General features: G+C 64.2%; 15 protein-coding genes. 4 read left to right on the top strand and 11 right to left on the bottom strand.

The annotated features are described in order from the left end of the window. Positions 1-7: 7 nt before the first annotated feature. Entirely contained in the window at positions 8-271 is a 264-nt protein-coding gene (locus BBD46_RS19170) for a glutathione S-transferase N-terminal domain-containing protein (RefSeq protein WP_071403272.1), read from the bottom strand. A 202-nt stretch (positions 272-473) separates the two neighbouring features. Here BBD46_RS19170 and BBD46_RS19165 point away from each other — a divergent pair, with 202 nt between their 5' ends. Then, positions 474-1,598, top strand: a complete 1,125-nt coding sequence (locus BBD46_RS19165) for an ArsR/SmtB family transcription factor (RefSeq protein ID WP_071403271.1) — start codon at positions 474-476, stop codon at positions 1,596-1,598. A gap of 143 nt (positions 1,599-1,741) precedes the next feature. On the opposite strand, the gene BBD46_RS19160 is transcribed toward BBD46_RS19165, so the two are convergent. The 6 genes from BBD46_RS19160 to pheA form a co-directional block, all read right to left on the bottom strand. Continuing rightward, positions 1,742-3,862, bottom strand: coding sequence for a sensor histidine kinase (locus BBD46_RS19160; protein ID WP_071403270.1), 2,121 nt, complete (start codon positions 3,860-3,862; stop codon positions 1,742-1,744). 182 nt (positions 3,863-4,044) lie between these two features. Continuing rightward, complete coding sequence (gene leuS, locus BBD46_RS19155; protein WP_071403640.1) at positions 4,045-6,726, bottom strand: leucine--tRNA ligase; 2,682 nt, start codon at positions 6,724-6,726, stop codon at positions 4,045-4,047. Positions 6,727-7,039: 313 nt separating this feature from the next. After that, positions 7,040-7,462, bottom strand: coding sequence for an Hsp20/alpha crystallin family protein (locus BBD46_RS19150; protein WP_071403269.1), 423 nt, complete (start codon positions 7,460-7,462; stop codon positions 7,040-7,042). Positions 7,463-7,556: 94 nt separating this feature from the next. Further along, positions 7,557-8,012, bottom strand: a complete 456-nt coding sequence (locus BBD46_RS19145) for a peroxiredoxin (protein ID WP_071403268.1) — start codon at positions 8,010-8,012, stop codon at positions 7,557-7,559. Between the two features lie 85 nt (positions 8,013-8,097). Then, the gene (locus BBD46_RS19140; RefSeq protein WP_071403267.1) at positions 8,098-8,490 is read right to left on the bottom strand and encodes a hypothetical protein; all 393 of its coding nucleotides are present in this window, start codon (positions 8,488-8,490) and stop codon (positions 8,098-8,100) included. A gap of 73 nt (positions 8,491-8,563) precedes the next feature. Next, positions 8,564-9,382 (bottom strand): prephenate dehydratase, encoded by an 819-nt coding sequence (gene pheA, locus BBD46_RS19135; RefSeq protein ID WP_071403266.1) that lies wholly within the window; start codon positions 9,380-9,382, stop codon positions 8,564-8,566. Between the two features lie 323 nt (positions 9,383-9,705). Here pheA and BBD46_RS19130 point away from each other — a divergent pair, with 323 nt between their 5' ends. After that, positions 9,706-10,476, top strand: a complete 771-nt coding sequence (locus tag BBD46_RS19130; RefSeq protein WP_253184608.1) for a bacteriorhodopsin — start codon at positions 9,706-9,708, stop codon at positions 10,474-10,476. 58 nt (positions 10,477-10,534) lie between these two features. Here BBD46_RS19130 and BBD46_RS19125 read toward each other — a convergent pair whose 3' ends face one another. Next, a complete protein-coding gene (locus BBD46_RS19125; RefSeq protein ID WP_006653175.1) occupies positions 10,535-10,843 on the bottom strand; it encodes a non-histone chromosomal MC1 family protein in 309 nt (102 codons plus the stop codon). A 234-nt stretch (positions 10,844-11,077) separates the two neighbouring features. Between BBD46_RS19125 and BBD46_RS19120 the strand changes: the two genes are divergently transcribed. Further along, on the top strand, positions 11,078-11,275 hold the full coding sequence (locus BBD46_RS19120) for a hypothetical protein (RefSeq protein WP_004215684.1): 198 nt from the start codon (positions 11,078-11,080) through the stop codon (positions 11,273-11,275). Between the two features lie 351 nt (positions 11,276-11,626). After that, on the top strand, positions 11,627-14,623 hold the full coding sequence (locus tag BBD46_RS19115) for a M14 family metallopeptidase (RefSeq protein WP_071403265.1): 2,997 nt from the start codon (positions 11,627-11,629) through the stop codon (positions 14,621-14,623). Positions 14,624-14,647: 24 nt separating this feature from the next. Here the strand turns inward: BBD46_RS19115 and pheT are convergent, their stop codons facing one another. From pheT to BBD46_RS19100, 3 genes are all read right to left on the bottom strand, one after another. Then, complete coding sequence (gene pheT / locus BBD46_RS19110; protein ID WP_071403264.1) at positions 14,648-16,366, bottom strand: phenylalanine--tRNA ligase subunit beta; 1,719 nt, start codon at positions 16,364-16,366, stop codon at positions 14,648-14,650. After that, positions 16,366-17,874: a phenylalanine--tRNA ligase subunit alpha gene (locus tag BBD46_RS19105; RefSeq protein ID WP_071403263.1), complete on the bottom strand. Its 1,509-nt coding sequence runs from the start codon at positions 17,872-17,874 to the stop codon at positions 16,366-16,368. The genes pheT and BBD46_RS19105 overlap by 1 nt, the downstream gene beginning before the upstream one ends. Positions 17,875-18,262: 388 nt before the next feature. Beyond that, a complete protein-coding gene (locus tag BBD46_RS19100; protein ID WP_071403262.1) occupies positions 18,263-19,795 on the bottom strand; it encodes a hypothetical protein in 1,533 nt (510 codons plus the stop codon). Positions 19,796-19,797: the final 2 nt, after the last annotated feature.

The following is a 19,797-nucleotide window of genomic DNA, read 5'->3' as shown; positions in this document are numbered from 1 at the left end:
GACTCGATTACCCGTAGTGCTCCTCGAGATAGGCCACGATTTCCTCGCTCTCCGAGAGCGTTTTTTCACGATCCGTATCGACCAGGAACGGGATCGAATCCTCGTCGCTGAGCGCCGTCATCGTCTCGTAGGTCTGGTCGTTGAGCACGTCGCCGCCCTCCCCGCCGGGACGGCGCGGGTTGTGAATCACGTACGAGACGCCGAGATCGGTGAGCGTCTCGCGGACGTCCGTGCTGTGCGGACAGCCTTCTGCTTGATACAGTTCGAGCATTTCGCGATTGGATTCGAGGCGGCCGTCCGTAAACGGTAGCCCGGCATGGCTACACGGGTGGGACACCGGATGAAACCAAAACCACCTTCAACGACAGATCTAGCTGACTCGGGTATCCGCCGTCGGATGGCTCGTACCGCCGGCTCAAACGACCGTTTGACCGCCCGGACATGCTTTTATCATCGAGTACGACAGTTCGGGTATGGATCGACTCGCCGGCCGGCTCGTACGACGATTTCGCGAGGACGCCGACGAGCCAGCCGTCGCCGGACTCGAGGGCGAGGACGCGGACCAACTGTTCGACGCGCTCGGCTCCGAAACCTCTCGTGCCGTGTTAGCGGCGTGTTACAAGGAGGGCTGCACCCGCTCGGAACTGGCCGCGGAACTCGAGACGAGCATTCAGAACGTCGGCTATCACGTGGACAAACTCGAGTCGGCGGACCTGCTGGAGCCGGTCGAAACCCGGTACGGCGAGAACGGCCGGGAGGTCACGGTCTACGAGCCGTCGAAGCAAGCGGTTGTCATCGCGGCTGGCGAACCGGGATTCGTCGAGCGGCTCGCAGCCGCTGTCGACCGGTTGTTCGCACCGATCGCGCTCGTGAGTCTCGTCGCGCTGGTCGTTGGCGTGCTCGTCCGCGAGCCGGCGCGGATCGGGATGCTCGCTGACGATGCCGGACCAGCGACGACGGCTGCCACAACGACGACGCCACCCGGATTCGCGGCTGCCGTCCTGACGTTTTGTTGTGGGCTGCTCGTCGTTTTGGCGGCGGATCGTGCGGGGCTGTTCGAGCGTGAGACACCAGCGTCCGCTTTCACCCGCCGGCACGGCCGCTCGCGTCTCCTGTTCGGTCACCGAGTCGGTGCGAGTCGCCGGTACACCGTCTGGATCGCTGCCTTCGCGTTCGCGACGTTTCTCGCGCTGGACCTCGTCGCCGTCGGTGCCGGACATCGGCTTACGCTCGCCGCGTGGCTCGGCGTGCAACTCGTGATTCCGGCGGGCGTACTCGCTGCCACCGCGGTCGCGTACGCAAACGACGGACTGCTGCTAAGCTGGGCGGCCGCGAGCGCTCCCGTCGTCGGTATCTGGGGGTATCTCGTCGCCGGCGAACTCGTCAGGACCGGCGCCGATCCGGTTCTCCTCTGGTTCGGCCCCCTCACCGTCGCGCTGTTCGCAACGCCGCTCGGTTCGCTCGCCTACCTCGTCGGTCGACTCGGTGCCCGCCACCGCGATCGCGGCGATCCGATTTCGACACGGACGGCCGTCTCCATTCTTTTACACCCGATTCTCGCCGCCCTGGGAGTGGTCTGCTGGCTCTTCGTGCTGTGATGGGGTTATTTCTGTCTCACCAACGCGGGAGCTGTCCCACCAACGCAGGATTCGTCTCCGACTGAGCGCCGATCTGGCTCGCGGTCTGTCTCTCTGCAATCACACACCGACCGCATAGTTGGCGTGTAGCCAGGTTCCTCGACTCAGTGACGCCGATCGTCACGGTCCTCGTTTTCGTCCCCGTCCCCGTCCCCGTCTCCGGACGACTCACTGACCGCTGGCAGCGTCAGGAAGAACGTCGATCCCTCCCCCGGCTCGGACTCGACCCAGATCTGCCCACCGTGGCGTTCGACGATCCGGCGTGTCAGTGCAAGCCCGAGGCCGGTCCCGTCGCCGGTGCTCTCGTGTAGTCGCTGAAAGACCTGAAAAATACGGTCGGTCTCGCCCGGTTCGATGCCGACTCCCTCGTCGGCGACCGCGAGTCGCCACATCTTCTCTCCGCCATCCCCGGTTCCGTCTCCGTTCCCACCCTCGTCCCCAGCGACAGCCGACACCCGCTCAGCCGAAATATGAACCACCGGCGCCCCCTCACCGCTGTAGGCGATCGCGTTCGTCACGAGGTTCTGAAACACCTGCCGAAGCTGGTGCTGGTCGCCAGCGACACGCGGCAACGGATCCACGGTCAGCTCGGCTCCTGACTCCTCGATCGTCAGCTGAAGGTCGTCGAGCACGTCGTCGAGCACGCCCTCGAGATCGACCGGTTCCAGTGGCTCACCTCGCGTATCTACCCGCGAGTACTCGAGTAACCCGTCGATCATTTCGCGCATTCGTTCGGCGCCGTCGACGGCGTACGCGATGAACTCCTCGCCGTCTTCGTCGAGTTGGTCGCTGTATCGCTGGTCGATGAGCTGCAGGTAGCTGGTCACCATTCGCAGGGGCTCTTGGAGGTCGTGAGAGGCGGCGTAGGCGAACTGCTCGAGTCGCTCGTTCGATGCTTCGAGTTTGCGACGCTGTTCGCGCTGTGTCGTCATGTCGCGCCCGATTCCGGTGAGCACCGGGTGTCCGTCCGGGTCCTCGAGCGTGGTGGCGACGAACTCGTAGGGAATCTGCGTTCCGGATTTCGTCACGACGTCGGCCTCGACGCGTGCGTGTCCCGTTTCGAACCCAGAGACGACGGCGTCTGTGATGGCGTCGCGGTCCGAACCGCTGAAGAACTCGGCGGCGTGCATCGACTCGATTTCGTCGTCCGTGTAGCCGGTTACCTCACGGAGACGCTGGTTCCAGCGCTGGAGGCTGCCGTCCGTATCGAGTACGTAGAACACGTCGTCGATCGCGTTCAGGATCTCGTCAGTGTACTCCTTGTACTGCTTGAGTTGCTGTTCACGCTCGCGGAGCGCCTGCTCGGCTTCCTTCCGGGGTGAAATATCCCGGAATAGCCCCACGAAGTACCGTTGCTCGCCGAAGAAGAAATCGTTGAGCGAGATGCCAAGCGGGACCTCGTGGCCGTCCGCGTGATGGCCGGGCAGTTCGACGTACTCCCAGTCGATGTTTCGCTCGCCCGTCTCGAGATAGCGCTCGAGCGCCTGCAGGTGGTTTTCGCGGAGCCGTTCCGGGATAATGCTGAGTTTGCTGCCGCCGACGAGTTCCTCTGGTGGATAGCCCAGAATGCGCTTGACGGCAGGATTCGCGTATTGAATTTCACTGTCCGAATCCAGGACGATGATGCCGTCAGAGAGCGCATCGGCCAGTGCGACGAATGCTTTCGCAGGCGCTGTCTTTTCGCCCTCGACGGTGTCCGCCGGCCGCTCGACGAACGCAAACGGCTCGTCGTCCGGTGATCTATTCGAGTGCGTCACATCGCCGCCGGGTTCCGATTCGGACTCCCGTTCGGCGTCCGGAAGCCGAGTGAGTACCCCCGTGAGTACGTTTGCTCCCGCTTCGGTGGGGGTGTACTCGAGTTGGGCCTCGAATCTGACCGTCTCACCGGTTGCCGTCTGGATGGGGAGCACAAGCGTGTTGGTATCGAGTTCAGTTGCTGGTGTCGGCGGTGCCGATGGTGTCGCTGATGGTTCCGACGCCGTTTCATCGTCCAGAATTGATTCGAGCGCGTCTGGAACGTGCGTGAGCAGTGCTGTGAGTGACCTGTCCTGTAACGCAGCGCGAGAGTAGCCCGTCTGATCAGCGAACGCGTTGGTTGTCGCGACGATCTTGCCAGTCGGAGTCAGTTGCACGACTGCGATATCTGCATCGGTTAACAGCGATATCGATACCTGTGACGGACTCGCCTGTCCGTCTGCCGGTGGCGGATCGCCGGACGGAGTCACGAGTCAGTTACTACCCTGCGGACCATAAATTCCGTCATCGAAACTGCAGACTGCAGACTGCAGACTGCAGTCTCTGATTTCGTTCCCCTGAAACTGTCTCGCCTCCCGGTCTGCTGTGACGGTTTGCCGGCGCGACCGGAGTCTGCTCGCGGTCGCGGTAAAAGCGACTATACCGGGCCGTCTCAGTCGTCGATCTCGATCGCTGGCCGCCCCGGCGCTGCGTTCTTCAACACGCTCTCGTCAACTTCGTCCGCGTGGACGACCGACACAGGCGCCTCGAACTCGCGCTCGAGGAGCCACGCGGCGGACTCGAGTGCCTCGTGTTCCTCATCGGGACCGAGCGTCATCGACAGCGCTTCGCGTTCGGCCTGCAGGTCCTGACCGTAGTCAGCTGCGGCATCGCCTTGTTCGCGGATGTGCGACTCCTGCATTAGTTCGCCGATCAGGTTCGGTGCGTCGCTCTCGATGGCGATCTCGAGTGCGTCGTACTTCCAGTCGGGCGCGACGACGACGTCGATCGCCTGCGGGTCCTCGATGCCGGCGACATCGATGATGTCGCGGACGTCCTCGCGGGTGTTTTCGACGAGCTGGCGGCGTTTCGTGACGTACTCGCGGTCGACCGTTGCGGTCGGCCACGATGCGTCGACGACGAACGCGTTCTCGGTCCTGTTCTCGTCCCCGTCCTCGCCGGTGTCGAGTTCGGCGTACAACTCCTCCGCCAGGTGTGGTGCGACGGGGGCGAGCAGGCGCACGACCGCAGAGAGACCGCGCTCGTAGGTTTCTGCGTGGGGTTCAGTGTACGCTGCATACTGGCGCAGCGTGCGGACGAGGTCCTGGGTCTCACGCAGTGCACGGTTGAACGTCAGGTCGTCGTACTCGCCACCGGCGATGGCGACTGTCGCATCGATTTCGTTCGCGACGTAGCGTGCAATGGCGTCGTCCTCGCCGGCAGGCTGCTCCGTGGCGAAGTCTTCGACCATCTCCTTCAGTCGCGTCAGGAAGGCGTTCGTCGAGCGCACGCCCTCCTCGCTCCAGTCGAAGTCGCGCTCGGGCTGGGCGGCCTGCATCATGAACAGGCGCGCGGTGTCCGCGCCGTACTCCTCGACGATCCGCTGGGGCGAGACGGTGTTCCCCTTCGACTTGGACATCTTCTCGCCTTCTAGCTGGACCATCCCCTGAGCGAGCAGGTTCGTGAACGGCTCGCGGTGTTCCAGGCCCTCGTGGTCCGCGAGGACTTTGGTGAAGAATCGCGAGTACAGCAGGTGCATCACGGCGTGTTCGATGCCGCCGACGTACTGGTCGACCGGCATCCAGTCGTTCGCACGCGCTAGGTCGAACGGTGCCTCGTCCAGTTCGGGTGAGACGTACCGCAGGAAGTACCACGAGGAGTCGACGAAGGTGTCCATCGTGTCCGTCTCACGGGTGGCGTCGCCACCACAGTCGGGACAGGTCGTCTGCTTCCACTCCTCGGCGGCATCCAGCGGGTTGCCGGTGGTGTTGATGAACTCGGGCAACTCGACGGGGAGCTCTTCGTCGGGCACGACGACCGAGCCACAGCCGTCGTGGCAGTGGACGACCGGAATCGGCGTTCCCCAGTAGCGCTGGCGGGAGATGCCCCAATCGCGCAGCTGGTACTGTGTGGTGTGCTCGGCGCTCTCGATGTCGTCGGTCAGGCGCTCGCGGGCCGTCTCGCTGTCGAGTCCGTCGTACTCGCCCGAGTTGACGAGCACGCCGTCATCGGTGAACGCCTCCTCGCTGATGTCGGGAATCTCCGGCTCCTCGCCCTCCTCGGGTTCGGGCGCGATAACGGGGACGATCTCCTCGCCCATCTTCTCGGCGAAGGCGTGATCGCGCTCGTCGTGGCCAGGAACGGCCATCAGTGCGCCCGTCCCAACATCTGAGAGGACGAAGTCCGCGACGTAGACGGGAATCTCCTCGCCCGTTACGGGGTTCGTCGCCGTCAGGTCTGTTGCGACACCGTTTGGCTCGTCGCCCTCGGGGTCAGCCTCGTGCTCGATGAAGTGGCGGACATCGTCGTCCTCCTCGGCAGCCTGCTCGCTGATCGGGTGGTCCGGCGCGAGTGCGAAGAACGTTGCGCCGTGGATGGTGTCGAGGCGAGTAGTAAAGGCGGTAACAGAGCCGTGACCACCGATTTCGAACTCCACCTCGGCACCGTACTGGCGACCGATCCAGTTGCGCTGCATCTGGCGGACCGAGTTCGGCCAGCCTTCCAGTTCGTCGATGTCCTCGAGTAGTTCGTCCGCGTACTCGGTAATCTTCAGGAACCACTGCTCGAGTTCGCGCTGCTCGACGGGGGTGTCACAGCGCCAGCAGAGTTCGGCCTCGCCCTCGACCTGTTCGTCTGCGAGGACGGTTTCACAGTGGGGACACCAGTTCACTTCGGCGTCGCGGCGCTCGACGAGGTCTTCCTCGTGGAACCGGGAGAAGAGCCACTGATTCCACTGGTAGTACTCGGGCGTACAGGTCGCAATCTCGCGCTCCCAGTCGTAGCCAAAGCCCATCGCGCGCATCTGGTCGCGCATCGTGTCGATGCAGTCGAACGTCCAGTCGCGCGGGTTGGTGTCGCGCTCCTTGGCCGCGTTCTCGGCGGGGAGGCCGAAGGCGTCCCAGCCCATCGGGTGGAGGACGTCGTCGCCCTGCATTCGACGGTATCGGGCGTAGGCGTCCGTAATGGTGTAGTTTCGGACGTGGCCCATGTGGAGTTTCCCGGACGGGTACGGATACATCCCGAGGACGTACGTCGGATCGTCGACGTCGTCCGATGTCCGATACGCGCCCGCGTCGTCCCACGCGGCCTGCCAGCGTTGCTCGACTGCTGCGTGGTCGTATCCCGCGTCGCTCATTTGCTTATATAGCTCTGAGAGCGTCGTGGCTGTATAACTTTCCATCACTTGCCGGCGCTCGACGCCGTCTTCGTCCGTTTCCTCGCCCCCTACGCTCGAATCCGGGTCCGTTTCGCGTACTCGAGCGACCGTCCGGTCACTCGGCGAGAGGCCAGCGGCGCTGACTCGGTCGGGTGATCCGACTCGGGCACTGCGATCGACCAAACCGAAAAACAGCCGTTGCGGTGCTGTGCTGTGCTCGCCGTGGATCCACTCGAGTACTCGAGTACCCGAGCAATCGACTACTCGACTCTTCGGCTACTCGACTACGCAGCTACTCGATGTCGATCTGCTTCGATTCCTCGTCAGTCGACTCCTTCGGAAGCCGAACGGTCAACACGCCGTTCTCGTAGCCGGCATCGATTGCATCCTCGTCGACCGGATCGGGGAGTCGAATCTGACGGTTCGCCGACTTTCGCGTCCGCTCGCGTCGGAGATACCGTCCTTCGACGTGTTCTTCTTGTTCGTCCGCGCGGGTCGCCTCGAGACGGAGCGTCCCGTCCGTGAGCGTGAGGTCGATATCCTCGACGTCGTAGCCCGGGAGGTCGGCCGTCACCACGTACTCGTCGTGACGATCGGCGACATCCACTGGGACGGAGCCGGGTACCTGCAGGCCGCCGCCGGCCATCCCCTCCTCGACCTGCTTGCTGACGCGGTCGAGCATCTCCTCGAGTTCGTCAAACGGGTTTCGGCGCATACCTGTGCGTAGGTGTTCGACAGGGATAAATTCTGCCCGCGGACGAACAACAGAACCATTTGCTTCGTTTCGGGTGCGGTGGCCCGTCCGCCGCTCACTCAGGCAGCGTCACCAGCCCCTCGTCCATCGCATCGAGCAACACGTCACGCGCGTGCCCGTCCGGATCAACGTTCTCGTAGACCGCCTGCACCTCGCCGTCGGCGAGCAGAAACGACGTTCGCGCGGCCGCGCCGCTCTCGACCTCGACGCCAAAGGCGTCGGCAACCTCGCCATCCGGATCCGCGAGCAGGTCGAACTCGAGTCCCTCCGCCTCGGCGAACGACTGGTGGGAGTCGACGTCGTCGGTCGAGACGCCGTAGACCTCGACGCCAGCCTCCCGATAGGTGTCTCGCTCACGCTGGAACTGGGTCGCCTCGGTCGTACAGCCGGGAGTGTCGTCGCGCGGATAGAAGTAGAGGACTGTTGGGTCGTCGAACGCAGGCGAGACTGCCTCGCCGTCCTGATTCGGTGCGGTCACGCTGGGTACATCGTCGCCTGTCTCGAGTGGCATGTCCGGTCGTACTGCGATGGCGCAGAAACGCGTTTCGGTGCGCCTGACTGGTGCCGACTGGTGCCTGATCGCAGCGAACCGAAACTTACGCTCGTGCCCACTCGAGTGCCGTCTCCAGCTCGCTGAAACTGTCCACACTCGCACCGGCAACGTCGACCTGCGATTTCACTGCCAGTGCCGTTGTTCCCTCGGAGACGAAGCCGATCTTGTCGACGCCGGTGTACGCACCATTGGCGGACCACTCTTCGCCCATGTACTCCTGGGTCTCTTTGGGGAGGTTCGTTTTGTCGCCGAAGACCGCGAGCGTCGCGTCGATATCGGCCCGCTTCCCACGCTCGCGATAGTGGTCGCTCGCTGCGTCGAGGTCTTCGTCGGCGAAGCCCTGCCAGCCCTTCATGTACCAGATGCCGACACGACCGCGCGTTTCGAAGTCCCACTCGTACTGATCCGGGTCTGGAAGGCTGCTCGCTGTTATCATCACGCTGAACGAGGGGGTAGTGACATAAAAGAAATCTTGCCAACAGTGCGGGGTCGCTGTCGCGGTACGCTGGTTACTCGACGACGTGCTCGAGATCGTACGAGCCCAGTCGGCGAACCCACCCCTTCTCGGCGAGCTCCTCTAACTCGGCAATCGCCTCGTTCGTCCGCGCCTCGTAGAGCCCCGCCTCGATATCGACGTGGAAGACGTAATCTCCCAGCCGCTGGCCGCTCGGTCGGGACTCGACGCGAGTCAGGTTGATGTCCCGGTCGGCGAACGGCTGGAGGAGTTCGAGTAGCAGGCCGGGATAGTTCGCGTTCGGGTAGACGACCAGCGTCGTCTTGCCGCCGCCTTTCGAACGGTCCTCGGCGGGCGCGACGGCGAAGAATCGCGTCGCGTTGGAGTCCTGATCCTGGATGTCTTCGGCGAGGACCTCGAGTTCGGTGCCGGTGTCGGCGTTGGCGGGATGGCCGATACCGGCGATGGTGGGATCGTCGCGGGCGAACTCGACCCCCTGGGCCGTGCTCGCGACGGCTTCGAGCGTGGCGTCGGGGTACTCGCGCTCGAGGTAGGCGCGACACTGCGCGAGCGCCTGGGAGTGGCTGGCGATCGTCTCGAACTCCGGCCCCTGTGCGAGCAGGGCGTGTTTGATCGGGGTGACGATCTCGCGGACGACGGCGACGTCGTACTCGGCGAGCGCATCGAGGCTCTCCGTGACGCTGCCCTCGATACTGTTCTCGATGGGGATCACGCCGCGGTCGTACTCGCCGGTCGCGACGGCGTCGACGATCGAGGTGACGGACTGGCGAAAGTCGATCGCGTCCGCGTCGGCGATCGCCTGAGCCGCCCGGTGAGAGTAGGTCCCTTCGGGGCCGAGAGTTACTGCAGTCATCGCCTTCTGTTTGCCGAGAGACGGTCAAAATACCCGGGGTTTGAACTGACGATTGCCGGTGTTATGGCAGTGGACTCTCACGTCAGAACACCCACTTGATATGACATACGACCCCCAATCGGTGTGAGTCAACCGCTATCTGCGCCGGTAGCCCCCGAATCGGCGATAACAGTTATCCGGTATCGAAACAGTCGTCTGCACATCCCGCTCACACACTCCCTCCGGAGACGACTTCAGATGAGACGACCGCAGCTCACACCGGATCGACAGCCGTCGAATCGCACCCGACTACCGATCGTCCGTTCGCTCGGAGGGACCTCCCCGTGATCGACACGACACCGATGCTCGCCGTCTCGAGTGCCGTGTTTCTCGCAGCCGCTGCAGTCTTCGGCGGCTACGCACGGTCGCTGCCGTCCGGTCCTCATCGCTACGGCTACGCCGCAGCCATCGCCGCCGGCGCAATGGGGCTCGCGTACGTGCTGATGGCGCTCGCGAGCGGTCTCTTTGGTGCCGAAACCGACGTGCTTCGCTTCGTCGGCTACACGTTCATGTGGATCGCAATCGTCCTCGTCGTCTGTGCGGTTGCTGGCGTCGGGCGACGGCTGACGCTGCTCCTGTTCGCCGCCGTTCTCGGCCGCGTCTGGATTACCCTCGGAAGCTGGTTCATCGACGGCGCGCTCGCGCTCCTCGCGACACTCGGGACGTTTGCAGCGCTCGGGCTCGGCCTGTACCTCCTGTTCGGTCCATTCAGCCGCGCCGCGAAGGCACTCGAGTCCGAGCGGCAACTGCTATTTACCAAACTCAAGTATCTCATCGTCCTCGGCTGGGTCGGACTGGTTGCAACCGGAATCATCTCCGAAGGCGCCGGGCTCGCCGACGACTTCGTCGCCCAACTCGTCGTTATCTACGTCGAGGTTGTCCTGATCCTCGGATTTGGTGGCATCGTCGTCCGAAGCCAGCGAGCGCTCGCACAGACTGCCGAGGCGACGAGTCTCCGCTCGCTTGGAACTGACCGCGACCCGGGTCGCGGTGGAGGACAAGGCGGATCGGATGGCCCGAACAGTCCAACGGACCGGGCGGAACACGCAGACTAGCTCCGTCGGCGATTGTCGCCACTCGCCGTCCGTTCACACGAAATCGTCGACAAGAGCGTTATTCTTCTAGGTGATCGATCCCTTTCTTGGAGACGTTGGCCTCCGTGATCTCGTCGGGCATCCAGTCAGGTTTGTCATCGGGTGCCGTCTCCTCCCAGGCCCAGCCGTCGTAGATATGGACCTTGTCCGTTCCCTTCTCACGCAGTCGAAGCTCGGTTCGATCGGCTTCGTCCTCACTCGAGCCAGGGTCGAGTCGGCGGGCTGCCTTGAGGGCGGCCTGGCGTGGTGTGTTCCCAGAGAACACACTTTCTTCTTCACCGTTCGACGACCGCAGCGCAAAGTTTCGCTTACCGTCTTCTCGTACCATGGTTTTGCTCCGTGCGAAACCAGCACACGGTCCGACATAAATATATCCCCGAAAATCGACCGACTGCGCCGGTATCTTTAAGTACGTACGTCAGCGACATTTCCGCATTATCGGCCGCTATCGTCCGTCCCCTCACTCGATTGGGTGTCCAACCGGTGTGTGAGACGGTCATTCGCCGAGGCGTCGAAAACACTTAAGTATATCCTACGGCGAAGTTCGTCATAGAATCCCGCGATGGTACGGAAAAAGAAGCTGAGTCCAAGCGGTGCGAAAGACGAAGACGGCAACTATCACAACGTCCACCTCAATCTCCACGAGGACGAACTCGCAGTCGCGGGGATGGATATCGGCGACGAAGTCTTCGTCCGAGTCCGGGACGGAAAAATCATCATCCAGAAGGCCGACGAGGACGACGTCGAACACGAGTTCTAGCTGTCCGGTCACCACCGTCTGTCGTATCGATTCTGACTATCTCACGCACGCATCGCCGTTCACCGTGTCGTCGTTGGCCGGCTGTCGCTGAACGTTCCGATGCGCGTTACTCATGGTCCGTGAGCGGCCGCGCTGTGCTGTCTCAACCGTAGCCGGGCCTCGGGACCCAAGCTCCTGACTCGCCGTGTCGACCGCTCTCTCAGCTTCTACTTCGCCCGTTTGGCCAGACTTCGATTCCACAACGTCCGGTATTGTAAACATATGTTTTCCAGTGACTGTCGCTCCTTCCACACAGTACTTGTATCGTATTGTGGTCGACTATTTCCGTGGGTAACAACCACGTGAGCGAGAATGTCACACAATGTAGACAACGAGACTGACCCGCAGCGTACCGCTGACGATCCAAACGCCACAGACGAGACTCTTCGCCACTCGACCGACGACGAATCACAACCGCCGCTCTCGTCTGACACTGCCACCGCAGAGACGCCCGTCGGGAGCTTCGACGACGACTCTTCGATCGACCGCCGAACGTTCCTCAGCCTCTCTGCAGCGACCGGCGCTGCCCTCGCATTCCCCGGGAGCGCCACCGCCGACGTGAGCGACGACGTCCTCAGCGACGAACTCGAGTACGTCATCAATCACACGCCCGAGGCGTACGAAGCCGCGACCAGCATCGTCTTCACCGACCAGGACGCCTTCGACGCGTTCGCGGACGAGTACGGGGAGGAGCCAGATCCGGAACTCTCGCGCGCACCGAAGGCGGTCACCCGCGAATCGCCGACGCTGTCCGCACACGCACACCTCACGGCGGCGGAGGTCGAGGACGTGCTCGCGCTGGGCGATGGCGATGACGGTGATGGTATCGACGCAATGGAGTTCGCACCCGGTGCCAACCCCTGGTGGACACTCGAGGAGCCCTACGCGGACGGCGTCTTCCCGCCGATCGAAGAGGCGCGCGAGTACATCGCCTACGAGGAGACGGTCCAGGCACTCGAGTACATCGAGGACACGCACTCGGACCGCGTTCGAGTCCAGTCGATCGGCGAGTCGCCAGGGTGGACGAACCTGTACACCGGCGAGGATCCCGATCCGCGCGACATCTATGTCGCCGAGGTCACGAACGACGTGCAGGACGACTCGTCGTTCGCCGCAAAGGAGAAGGTCGTCTACTCGCTCAACATTCACGGTGACGAGCGGGCGGGAACGGAGGCTGGCTGTCGGCTGATCGAGGAAATCGCACGCGGCGAGGCGGACGATTTCGAGCACCTGCTCGACGATATCGTCTTGCTGTTCCTGTTCACGAACCCGGACGGCTGGGTTTCGCGCAAGCCACAGACCGAGATTCCGTGGGTTGCAGAGCACAATACTAACTTCCAGCGTGGCAACGCGAGCACGTTCGAGGGGCAGCCGGTCGACACCAACCGTCAGTATCCGACGATGGGGTGGACGAATCCGAGCTTCCGGCCGGCCGAACCGGAGGGCGCGCCAGAGGAGTTCCACGACCTCGTGCCTGACTCACTCGCCATCGTCGAGCACTTCCGCGAGTACGACAACGTGGCGTTCCTCTGTGACTACCACGGGATGTACACCGCCGATCACATGGTGTTCAACCTCGAGACGAACGCGCCGTTCGACCACGACGGCACGCACGACTTGGACGAGGTCAATATCCAGATCGGCGAAGGAATGCAGGAGTTCTGGGAAGACATCGACGCGGTCGCGGACGACATCGCGACGGCCGGCGAGGAGATGTACGGCTTCCCGTTCGTGCCGGACGGCGACAGCTACGGCGGCCTGTTCGACTGGGGGACGATCTACGACTCGCTGTCCTACCAGATCACCGGCGGCTTCCTCGGCTGGGCCGGCCAGCCCGAGGAGTTCGGTGGACTCGGTGCGATCACCGTCGCGCCGGAGATCATCCTCTCGAACCACTACGTCGAGGCCCAGAAGGAGTGGATGCCCTACTGGACGCGCCACTACGAGGAGGCCTACCGGATCTCGATGCGCGAGTATGCTGCAATGACGGCCCGCGAGACGAACGCGACCGTCGAAACCGGTGGCCAGGACACTGCCTACGTCACGACGGACGAACTGACGCGTACCTCGGCGGATCTCCCACACACCGACGACCAGCCCGGCAGCGGCAATCCCGGACGCGGCAGCCCCGGACAGGGCAGCGGGCAGGGTCAGGACCGCGCAACGTCGGTCCAGCGCCACCACGAGGTCGTCCAGCCGGGTCCTGGTACCCAGTCACAGCTCAGCGCCGAGACGACCGCGGACTCTCACTCGCTGTTCGTCGACCTCGAGGGCGTCGGGAACGCGACCGAGGGGGCCGTTCGCGTCCGAAATCCCGACGGAACCGTCGTCCACGAAATCGACATCGACGCGAAGGCGGACCCGCGAAATTCGGCCGCACGAACGCACGACTTCGAGGAGGTCTTCGTCCGCCAACCCGAGGCGGGCCAGTGGACCATCGAGGCGGAGAGCGACGCCGAACTCAACGTCCTCACGACGGTCGTCGACGTGGCGGACGACGAGGAGATTCCGGACCCTGTGGAGGTGCTCGGCTACGAGCAGCGCGAGTACTCGGTCAACCCGATGGAGTTCTTCGCGGACCTCGACGACGACGTCGTCGACGGCGACGTGGACGGCATGAGCGTCCACCACGTCAGCGTCGGCCGACTGCTCCGGGGGAACTCCGGCATGCGCCACTACGACAAGGTCGTCGTCTCCCACGACGACGGCATCGACGATCCGAGCTACATCGGCGCACTCGAGGACTTCGTCGAGGCCGGCGGCGACCTCGTCCTTACGGACTCGGGTGTCAACCTGCTCGGGGTACTCGATATCGGCGCAGTCGCGGATCTCGACGGCGACGACATCGCGAACATCCTCGTGCCGTTCGCCAACCTGGAGGATCGGGACTTCGACCACCCGTTACTCGCCGGGATCAGAACCCGCCAGCAGGAGATCTGGAAGGGCTCACAGCTCGGCTACACGACCGGCGTCGACCAGCCCGCGACCATCGTCGATGCGGACGCCTTCGAGGCTGCCGGCGGCTCGGTTGCCGGCACGTTCACCACGGCCGCGCTGCAGGACGGCGAATCGACCCAACTCGAGTCGGGTGTCGCTGCGGGCATCCTCCCCGCCGATGGGAGCGACGGCGAGATTGCCGTCGTCGGCTCGGTGCTCCCGCCCGCCCAGCAGACCGAACTGCACCCGTTCGGGATGGCTGACTACGCGGTGTCGTTCATGGGCCACACCCTGCTGTGTAACGCGCTCGGCTTCGAACAGCGCCGCTACGCTGACGGAGAACTGGTGCGAACGTACGGCGAGGTCAGGTAGCCACCACGAAAAGAGAGCTGCGGCCTACTGCAGCGCCGCCAGCTCGAACTCGAACGCCGCAACCGGCACCTCGAGGTCGTGCTCGACGAGCACCTTCGGGTGGACCTCGCCGATGACGCCGACTTCCTCGCCGTCGATGACGACGGCAGCCGTCCGACCCGAGATGAAGGTCGGGTGCTCGGTCGGCGGCGTCTCGAGTTCCACGTCGAAGCGTCGCGCCAGCGCCTGCAGGCGCGCCTTGGCGTCCTCGTAGCCGGCGTCGTGGTTCGCGAGCACGGCACCGACGTGGCGCTGTTCGGTAACGCCGGTGTTCTCGGACTCATCGACGGCGGCGGTGAAGCCGATTTCCGCGAGGTGCTGTGGGTACGCACGGTGGGTGTTGCGCTCTAAGACCATCAGAAGCGACGGCATGACCCACGTCCGCAACATTGTGAAGTCCTCGCTGTAGGGTTCCTTGATCGTCGCGGCCTCGCCAGCGCCGTAGACGTTCGCGTCGGGAGACACGTCGAGGCGCTCGTAGTTCTCCTCCTCGCTGATCATGTGGAAGTTGAGCAGGTCCTCGAAGCCGAGGCCGACGAGTTGCGTGCGCGCGGCGTCCTCGAGTCGGGAGCGCTCGTGGCGACCGCCGACAGTGCCTACATCGGGGTACTCCGGCTCGAGTTCGTTGAAGCCGTAGGCTCGGCCGAGGTCGTCGATGACGTCGAGCGGGTGGAGCACGTCGACGCGGTAGGGTGGGATGGTGAACTCGTAGACGAGTTCGCCGGCGTCTTCGCCGTCTTCTTTTGTGGCTTCGAGTCCGGACCGTTCTGCCAGGTCGACCACTTCGTCCGGATCGAGGTTGAGTCCCAGAATCGTCTCGATACGCTTGTGCGGGACGGATTTCGTCTTCGTCGAGAGATCCGGACGGACGATTTCGCGATCGTCGTACTCAACGGTCACATCTTCGATCGTCGCGCCGCGGGCCGCGAGCGCGTAGCAGACGATGTTCAGCATCTTGTCGATCGTCCACTGGTCGGTGCCGGTCATCTCGACGAACAGATCCCGGGACTCCGTCGACACCTCGGTCCGGCGGCCGTTGATGACGGGCGGGAACGAGAACAGGCCGATGTCGTCGTAAATCGCTGGGTAGCGTTCGTACTCGCTGACGAGATCCGCGTAGGTGCGGCCCGTGTCGTGCTCCTCCAGGACCTCGGCGGGCGTCAGTTCGGCGTCCGAATCGAGCGGGACGAAGCGGTCCTCGTCGGGTTCGACGCCGACGTACTCGATGGTAGGAGTATCGGTGTCGGTAGCCGACGACCCTTTTAACATCGTCAGATCGTGAATCCCGATTGCGCCCTTCGCACGCTTGCGTCCCATCGTCGCGTGCAGTTTCTCCTGTAACTGGATGAGCGAGTCGAGTCCATCCTCGTCCAGACTGACGTCGCGGATCACCGCGCCAGTTACGTACGGGCGCTCGTCCGGCACGGAGTCGTCGACTGTGATCGTCCACTCCGCCGAGTTCGTCGAGGGAACGTGCACGCCGCGGGCGTCGCCGTACTGGTAGCGAAGCGACCGCGCCACGCCCTCGACCGAGAGGCGGTCGAGGCGATCCGGCGCGAACTCGAGTTCGAACGCGCCGTCCTCGGTGCGGCCCTCGAACTCGAGTCCGAGGCCGAACAGGTCGTCTTTGAGTTGTTCGTCGCCCACGTCGTCGTGGCCCGTCAGGTCGCGCAGTTCGTCTGGGTCGATATCGACCGTTGGCATCAGTAGGTCACCTCCGTCTCGCGAAGCAGTTCCAGGTCACACAGCGTGCCGTGGATGTCTCGGATGTCCTCGAAGCCGTACATCAGCATGAGCAGTCGCTCGAGGGCGAGCCCCCAGGCCATCACGTCACACTCGACGCCCAGCGGCTCTAACATCTCCTCGCGGAAGATGCCCGAGTTACCGATCTCCACCAGCTCGCCAGTCGTCGGATGGGTCCCGAACAGTTCGAACGACGGCTCGGTGTAGGGGTTGTAGTGGGGCTTGAACTGGATGTCCTCGATGCCGAACTGGGCGTAGAACTCCTCGAAGGTGCCCATCAGGTCACGGACCGAGAGGTCCTCGGCCATCACCCAGCCCTCGATCTGGAAGAACTCCAGCAGGTGCGTCGGATCGAGGGTGTCGTTGCGGTAGACTTTCTCGACGCTGAAGAAGCGCGCGGGCGGTTCTATCTCGCCGATTTCCTCGCCGGAGAGATACCGTGTCGACAGCGAGGTCGTGTGACCGCGAAGCGCGAGCGCTCGTGCGAAGTCCTCGTCCCACGGCGAGTGATAGCCCTCGCCGTCCGGGCCGACGCCCTCCCTGTGTGCTCGCTCGACGTCTGCGACGAGGTCCTCGGGGAGGTCATCGATGTGCGTCGGCTGCTCCAGGGCGAACCGGTCCCAGTGCGTGCGAGCGGGGTGGTCCTGGGGCATGAACAGACAGTCGTTGATCCAGAAGTCCGCGTCGACGTGCGGACCTTCCATCTCCTGGAAGCCCATGCCGACGAGCACGTCCTTCACGCGGTCGGCCGTCTGGCGCAGGATGTGCACGCGGCCGCCCTCGAACTGCTCTGCGTCGGCTTCGACGTTGTACTCGGCGAACTCGACGTCTTCCCACTCGCCGCCGGTCAGGAGCTCGGGCGTCACCTGGCCGACCGTTTCGGCCGTCTCGAGTCCCGCCATCAGTTCCGTCACGCCGTCGTCGGTGAGCGTGACTTCGCGGACCGTCGTCTCGGAAATCTCGAGTAGGCCGCGCCGCTCGAGTTGATCACGAACTGCGGCGTCGTCGAGGTTCTCGTCTGCGGCGAGGGACTCGAGTGCAGTCGCCTCCTCGTCGCTCGCCGGATCGGCGTCCGGGTCCGCGGTGATCTCGCCGCTGTCGATCTGTCCGTACCCCTTGCGCGCGTAGTTCGAGAGCGCGATGTCGACGGCGTTGCCCTCGAGTCCGGACGCGCCGATGACCTGCCCCATCGAGACGGGGTCGTCGTCGGCACCGGCCTCGAGTGCGGCCTCGTAGAGGCTGATTTCGGGGAGTTCGCTCTCGGCGTACTCGCGTCCTTCGTCGGTGAGCGTGATCGTTTCGTCGACGCATTCCGAGACGGTGACGAGCCCCTCCGCTTCGAGTTCGAAGACCGCGCCGGTGACGGTCTCCGGGGGCAGGTCGGTCGCCTCGGCGAGGGCGTCGACGGACGTTGCTTCGTCCGCGCTCGCGGCCTCTAAGACCGCGACCTGTGCTGCTGGTAGTTGCATTCGCTTGTATAGATGGCTGCGTGGTGGTCAGTTAGCGGTTCCGACTCGGACCGATGCTGCAGTGGCGCGGTTCGAGGCCGAGGGGCTGGTACTGATCCTCTCGACACCGAACGGTGCGCCCTGCGGCCGGTTTCGCCGCGTCAACCCGATGTGGGTCCCGCGGGTCCGCCGCCCGTCACTCAGTCCGCAAAAACGAACCCGAATCCCGCACACGAGAGCTGTGGCTTTCGCACGACGCTGGCACGAGCGGTGGATTCGGGTGCCATACGCGTTCGATACGCTGCGCGGTCCAAAAGCGTTGCGGGACGGTGACAGTGGTCGCACGCGATGGTCCGCAGCAGTTTCTCGTCTCCCCCTCGATTACTCCGCTGACCGAACTCTCCGCCGTCTACGAGTTCGACACCCGCGTCGTCTCCAGCGACCCCGATTCGACCCAGACGAACCCCGACTGCTCGGCAGCAGCCTTCGCCCGCGTTACTGCTGCCGGATCGACCGCGTCCGCGAACTCGATACGCGTCTCCGCCTTCTCGGCTGCCGGCAACTCGGGGAGGAACTCGTCGTCCTCGAGTAGCCCCCGAACCGACACAGCCCCACCTGCGCCGAGGGCGGCACCCAGCGCACGGTACCGGTCGTCTTCGGTCTCCCACTCGACGTCGCTGCCGAAGGAGTCGTTCGAGACGCGGGCCGTGGTGCTGGTGCCCGAGAGCGAGCCGAAGCCGTCGGTGTCCGTCGTCTCCTGGCCCGATTCATCTGACACACGATCGAATCCCTCGAGTGCAGTTCCAGCACTCGTTTCGGCTTCGAGATGTCGTGCGCTGTCCTCCTCGACACTCCTATCACTTCCGTCACTCCCACCACTTCCGTCACTTCCGTCGCTCACCCGCGACACACTCGGCGAGCCGCGGAGTTCGAATTCGCCGCTAGCCGCTGTCGTCCCGGTCGTCTTAGTTGACGAATCGCCAGCGGACGGAGTGGACGGCGATGAGGTCGATGACACGTCACCCACCTTGGCACCCTCGTCGTCTCCCTCCGCCTCCTCGATCAGCGACCCAAACTCGTCTAGCGTTGGTTGTATACTGTCCTTGTCTCGGCTTCGGTCGCGGTCTCGGCCACGCTGTTGTCCGCTTCCCTGCCCCTGCCCCTGTCCCTGCCCACGACCCTGCTCCTGTCCCCGCTTCCGCCCCCGTTCTCGTTCGCGACCCTCCGCCCAGTCGGGCCACGGTCCCTCGCCATCGGGCACGGTACTCGAGTCCCCTCCCGATTCGTCGGGCACGTACGCCGCCACCCCGTGCTCGGGCAGCAGTGGCTCGCCATCCACACCGATCTCGATCCGCTCACCGTACCGGTCACGAAGGGACTCGAGTGCACCCGCCTCGACGAGCGCGGCGCGCCAGCGATCGACGCCCGTAGAGAGGAGGACGAACTGCGCGTCGGTGCCGGCCAGAATCGAGGCGTTGATCGCCTGCAGGATCGCCGGCAGGTTGTCGGTGCCGAGCGGCGTGTCTGGATACTCGACCGTCGTCTCGCGTTGCCGGCCCCGGTAGTCGGTCGCCTGCAGGTGGAACCGCTCGGCCGACCGCAGTGCCGCGGTAACCTCCTTGCACTGGAACGACCACCCGATGGCGTCGAAGACGGTGATGAGTTCGCGCTCCAGTGCCTCCTGTGCGTAGCGGGCCGAACAGGTGAGCCCGCGCTCGCTCTCGGTGATTAGCTGGCGGAGCACGGCGGTTCGATTTCGACCGGACTCGAGTTCCGCGGCCAGCGCGCTCGCGAGATCGTCGACTCCGCCGCTCTCGTGAGGCTGTGCTGGCCGGAGGTCAGTTGCCGTCACGCCGAAGGTACCGAGAACGTCCGCACAGCGCAAGAGATCGTCCGCGCCGTCGGTCGAATCGGACGAGCCAGGAGGGCGAGAGGCGGGCATCC

The organism is Natrialba sp. SSL1 (genome assembly GCF_001861355.1).
Classification (GTDB): domain Archaea; phylum Halobacteriota; class Halobacteria; order Halobacteriales; family Natrialbaceae; genus Natrialba.
The sequence above is the reverse complement of the archived record's forward strand: the minus strand, read 5'-3'. Positions and strand labels throughout refer to the sequence as shown.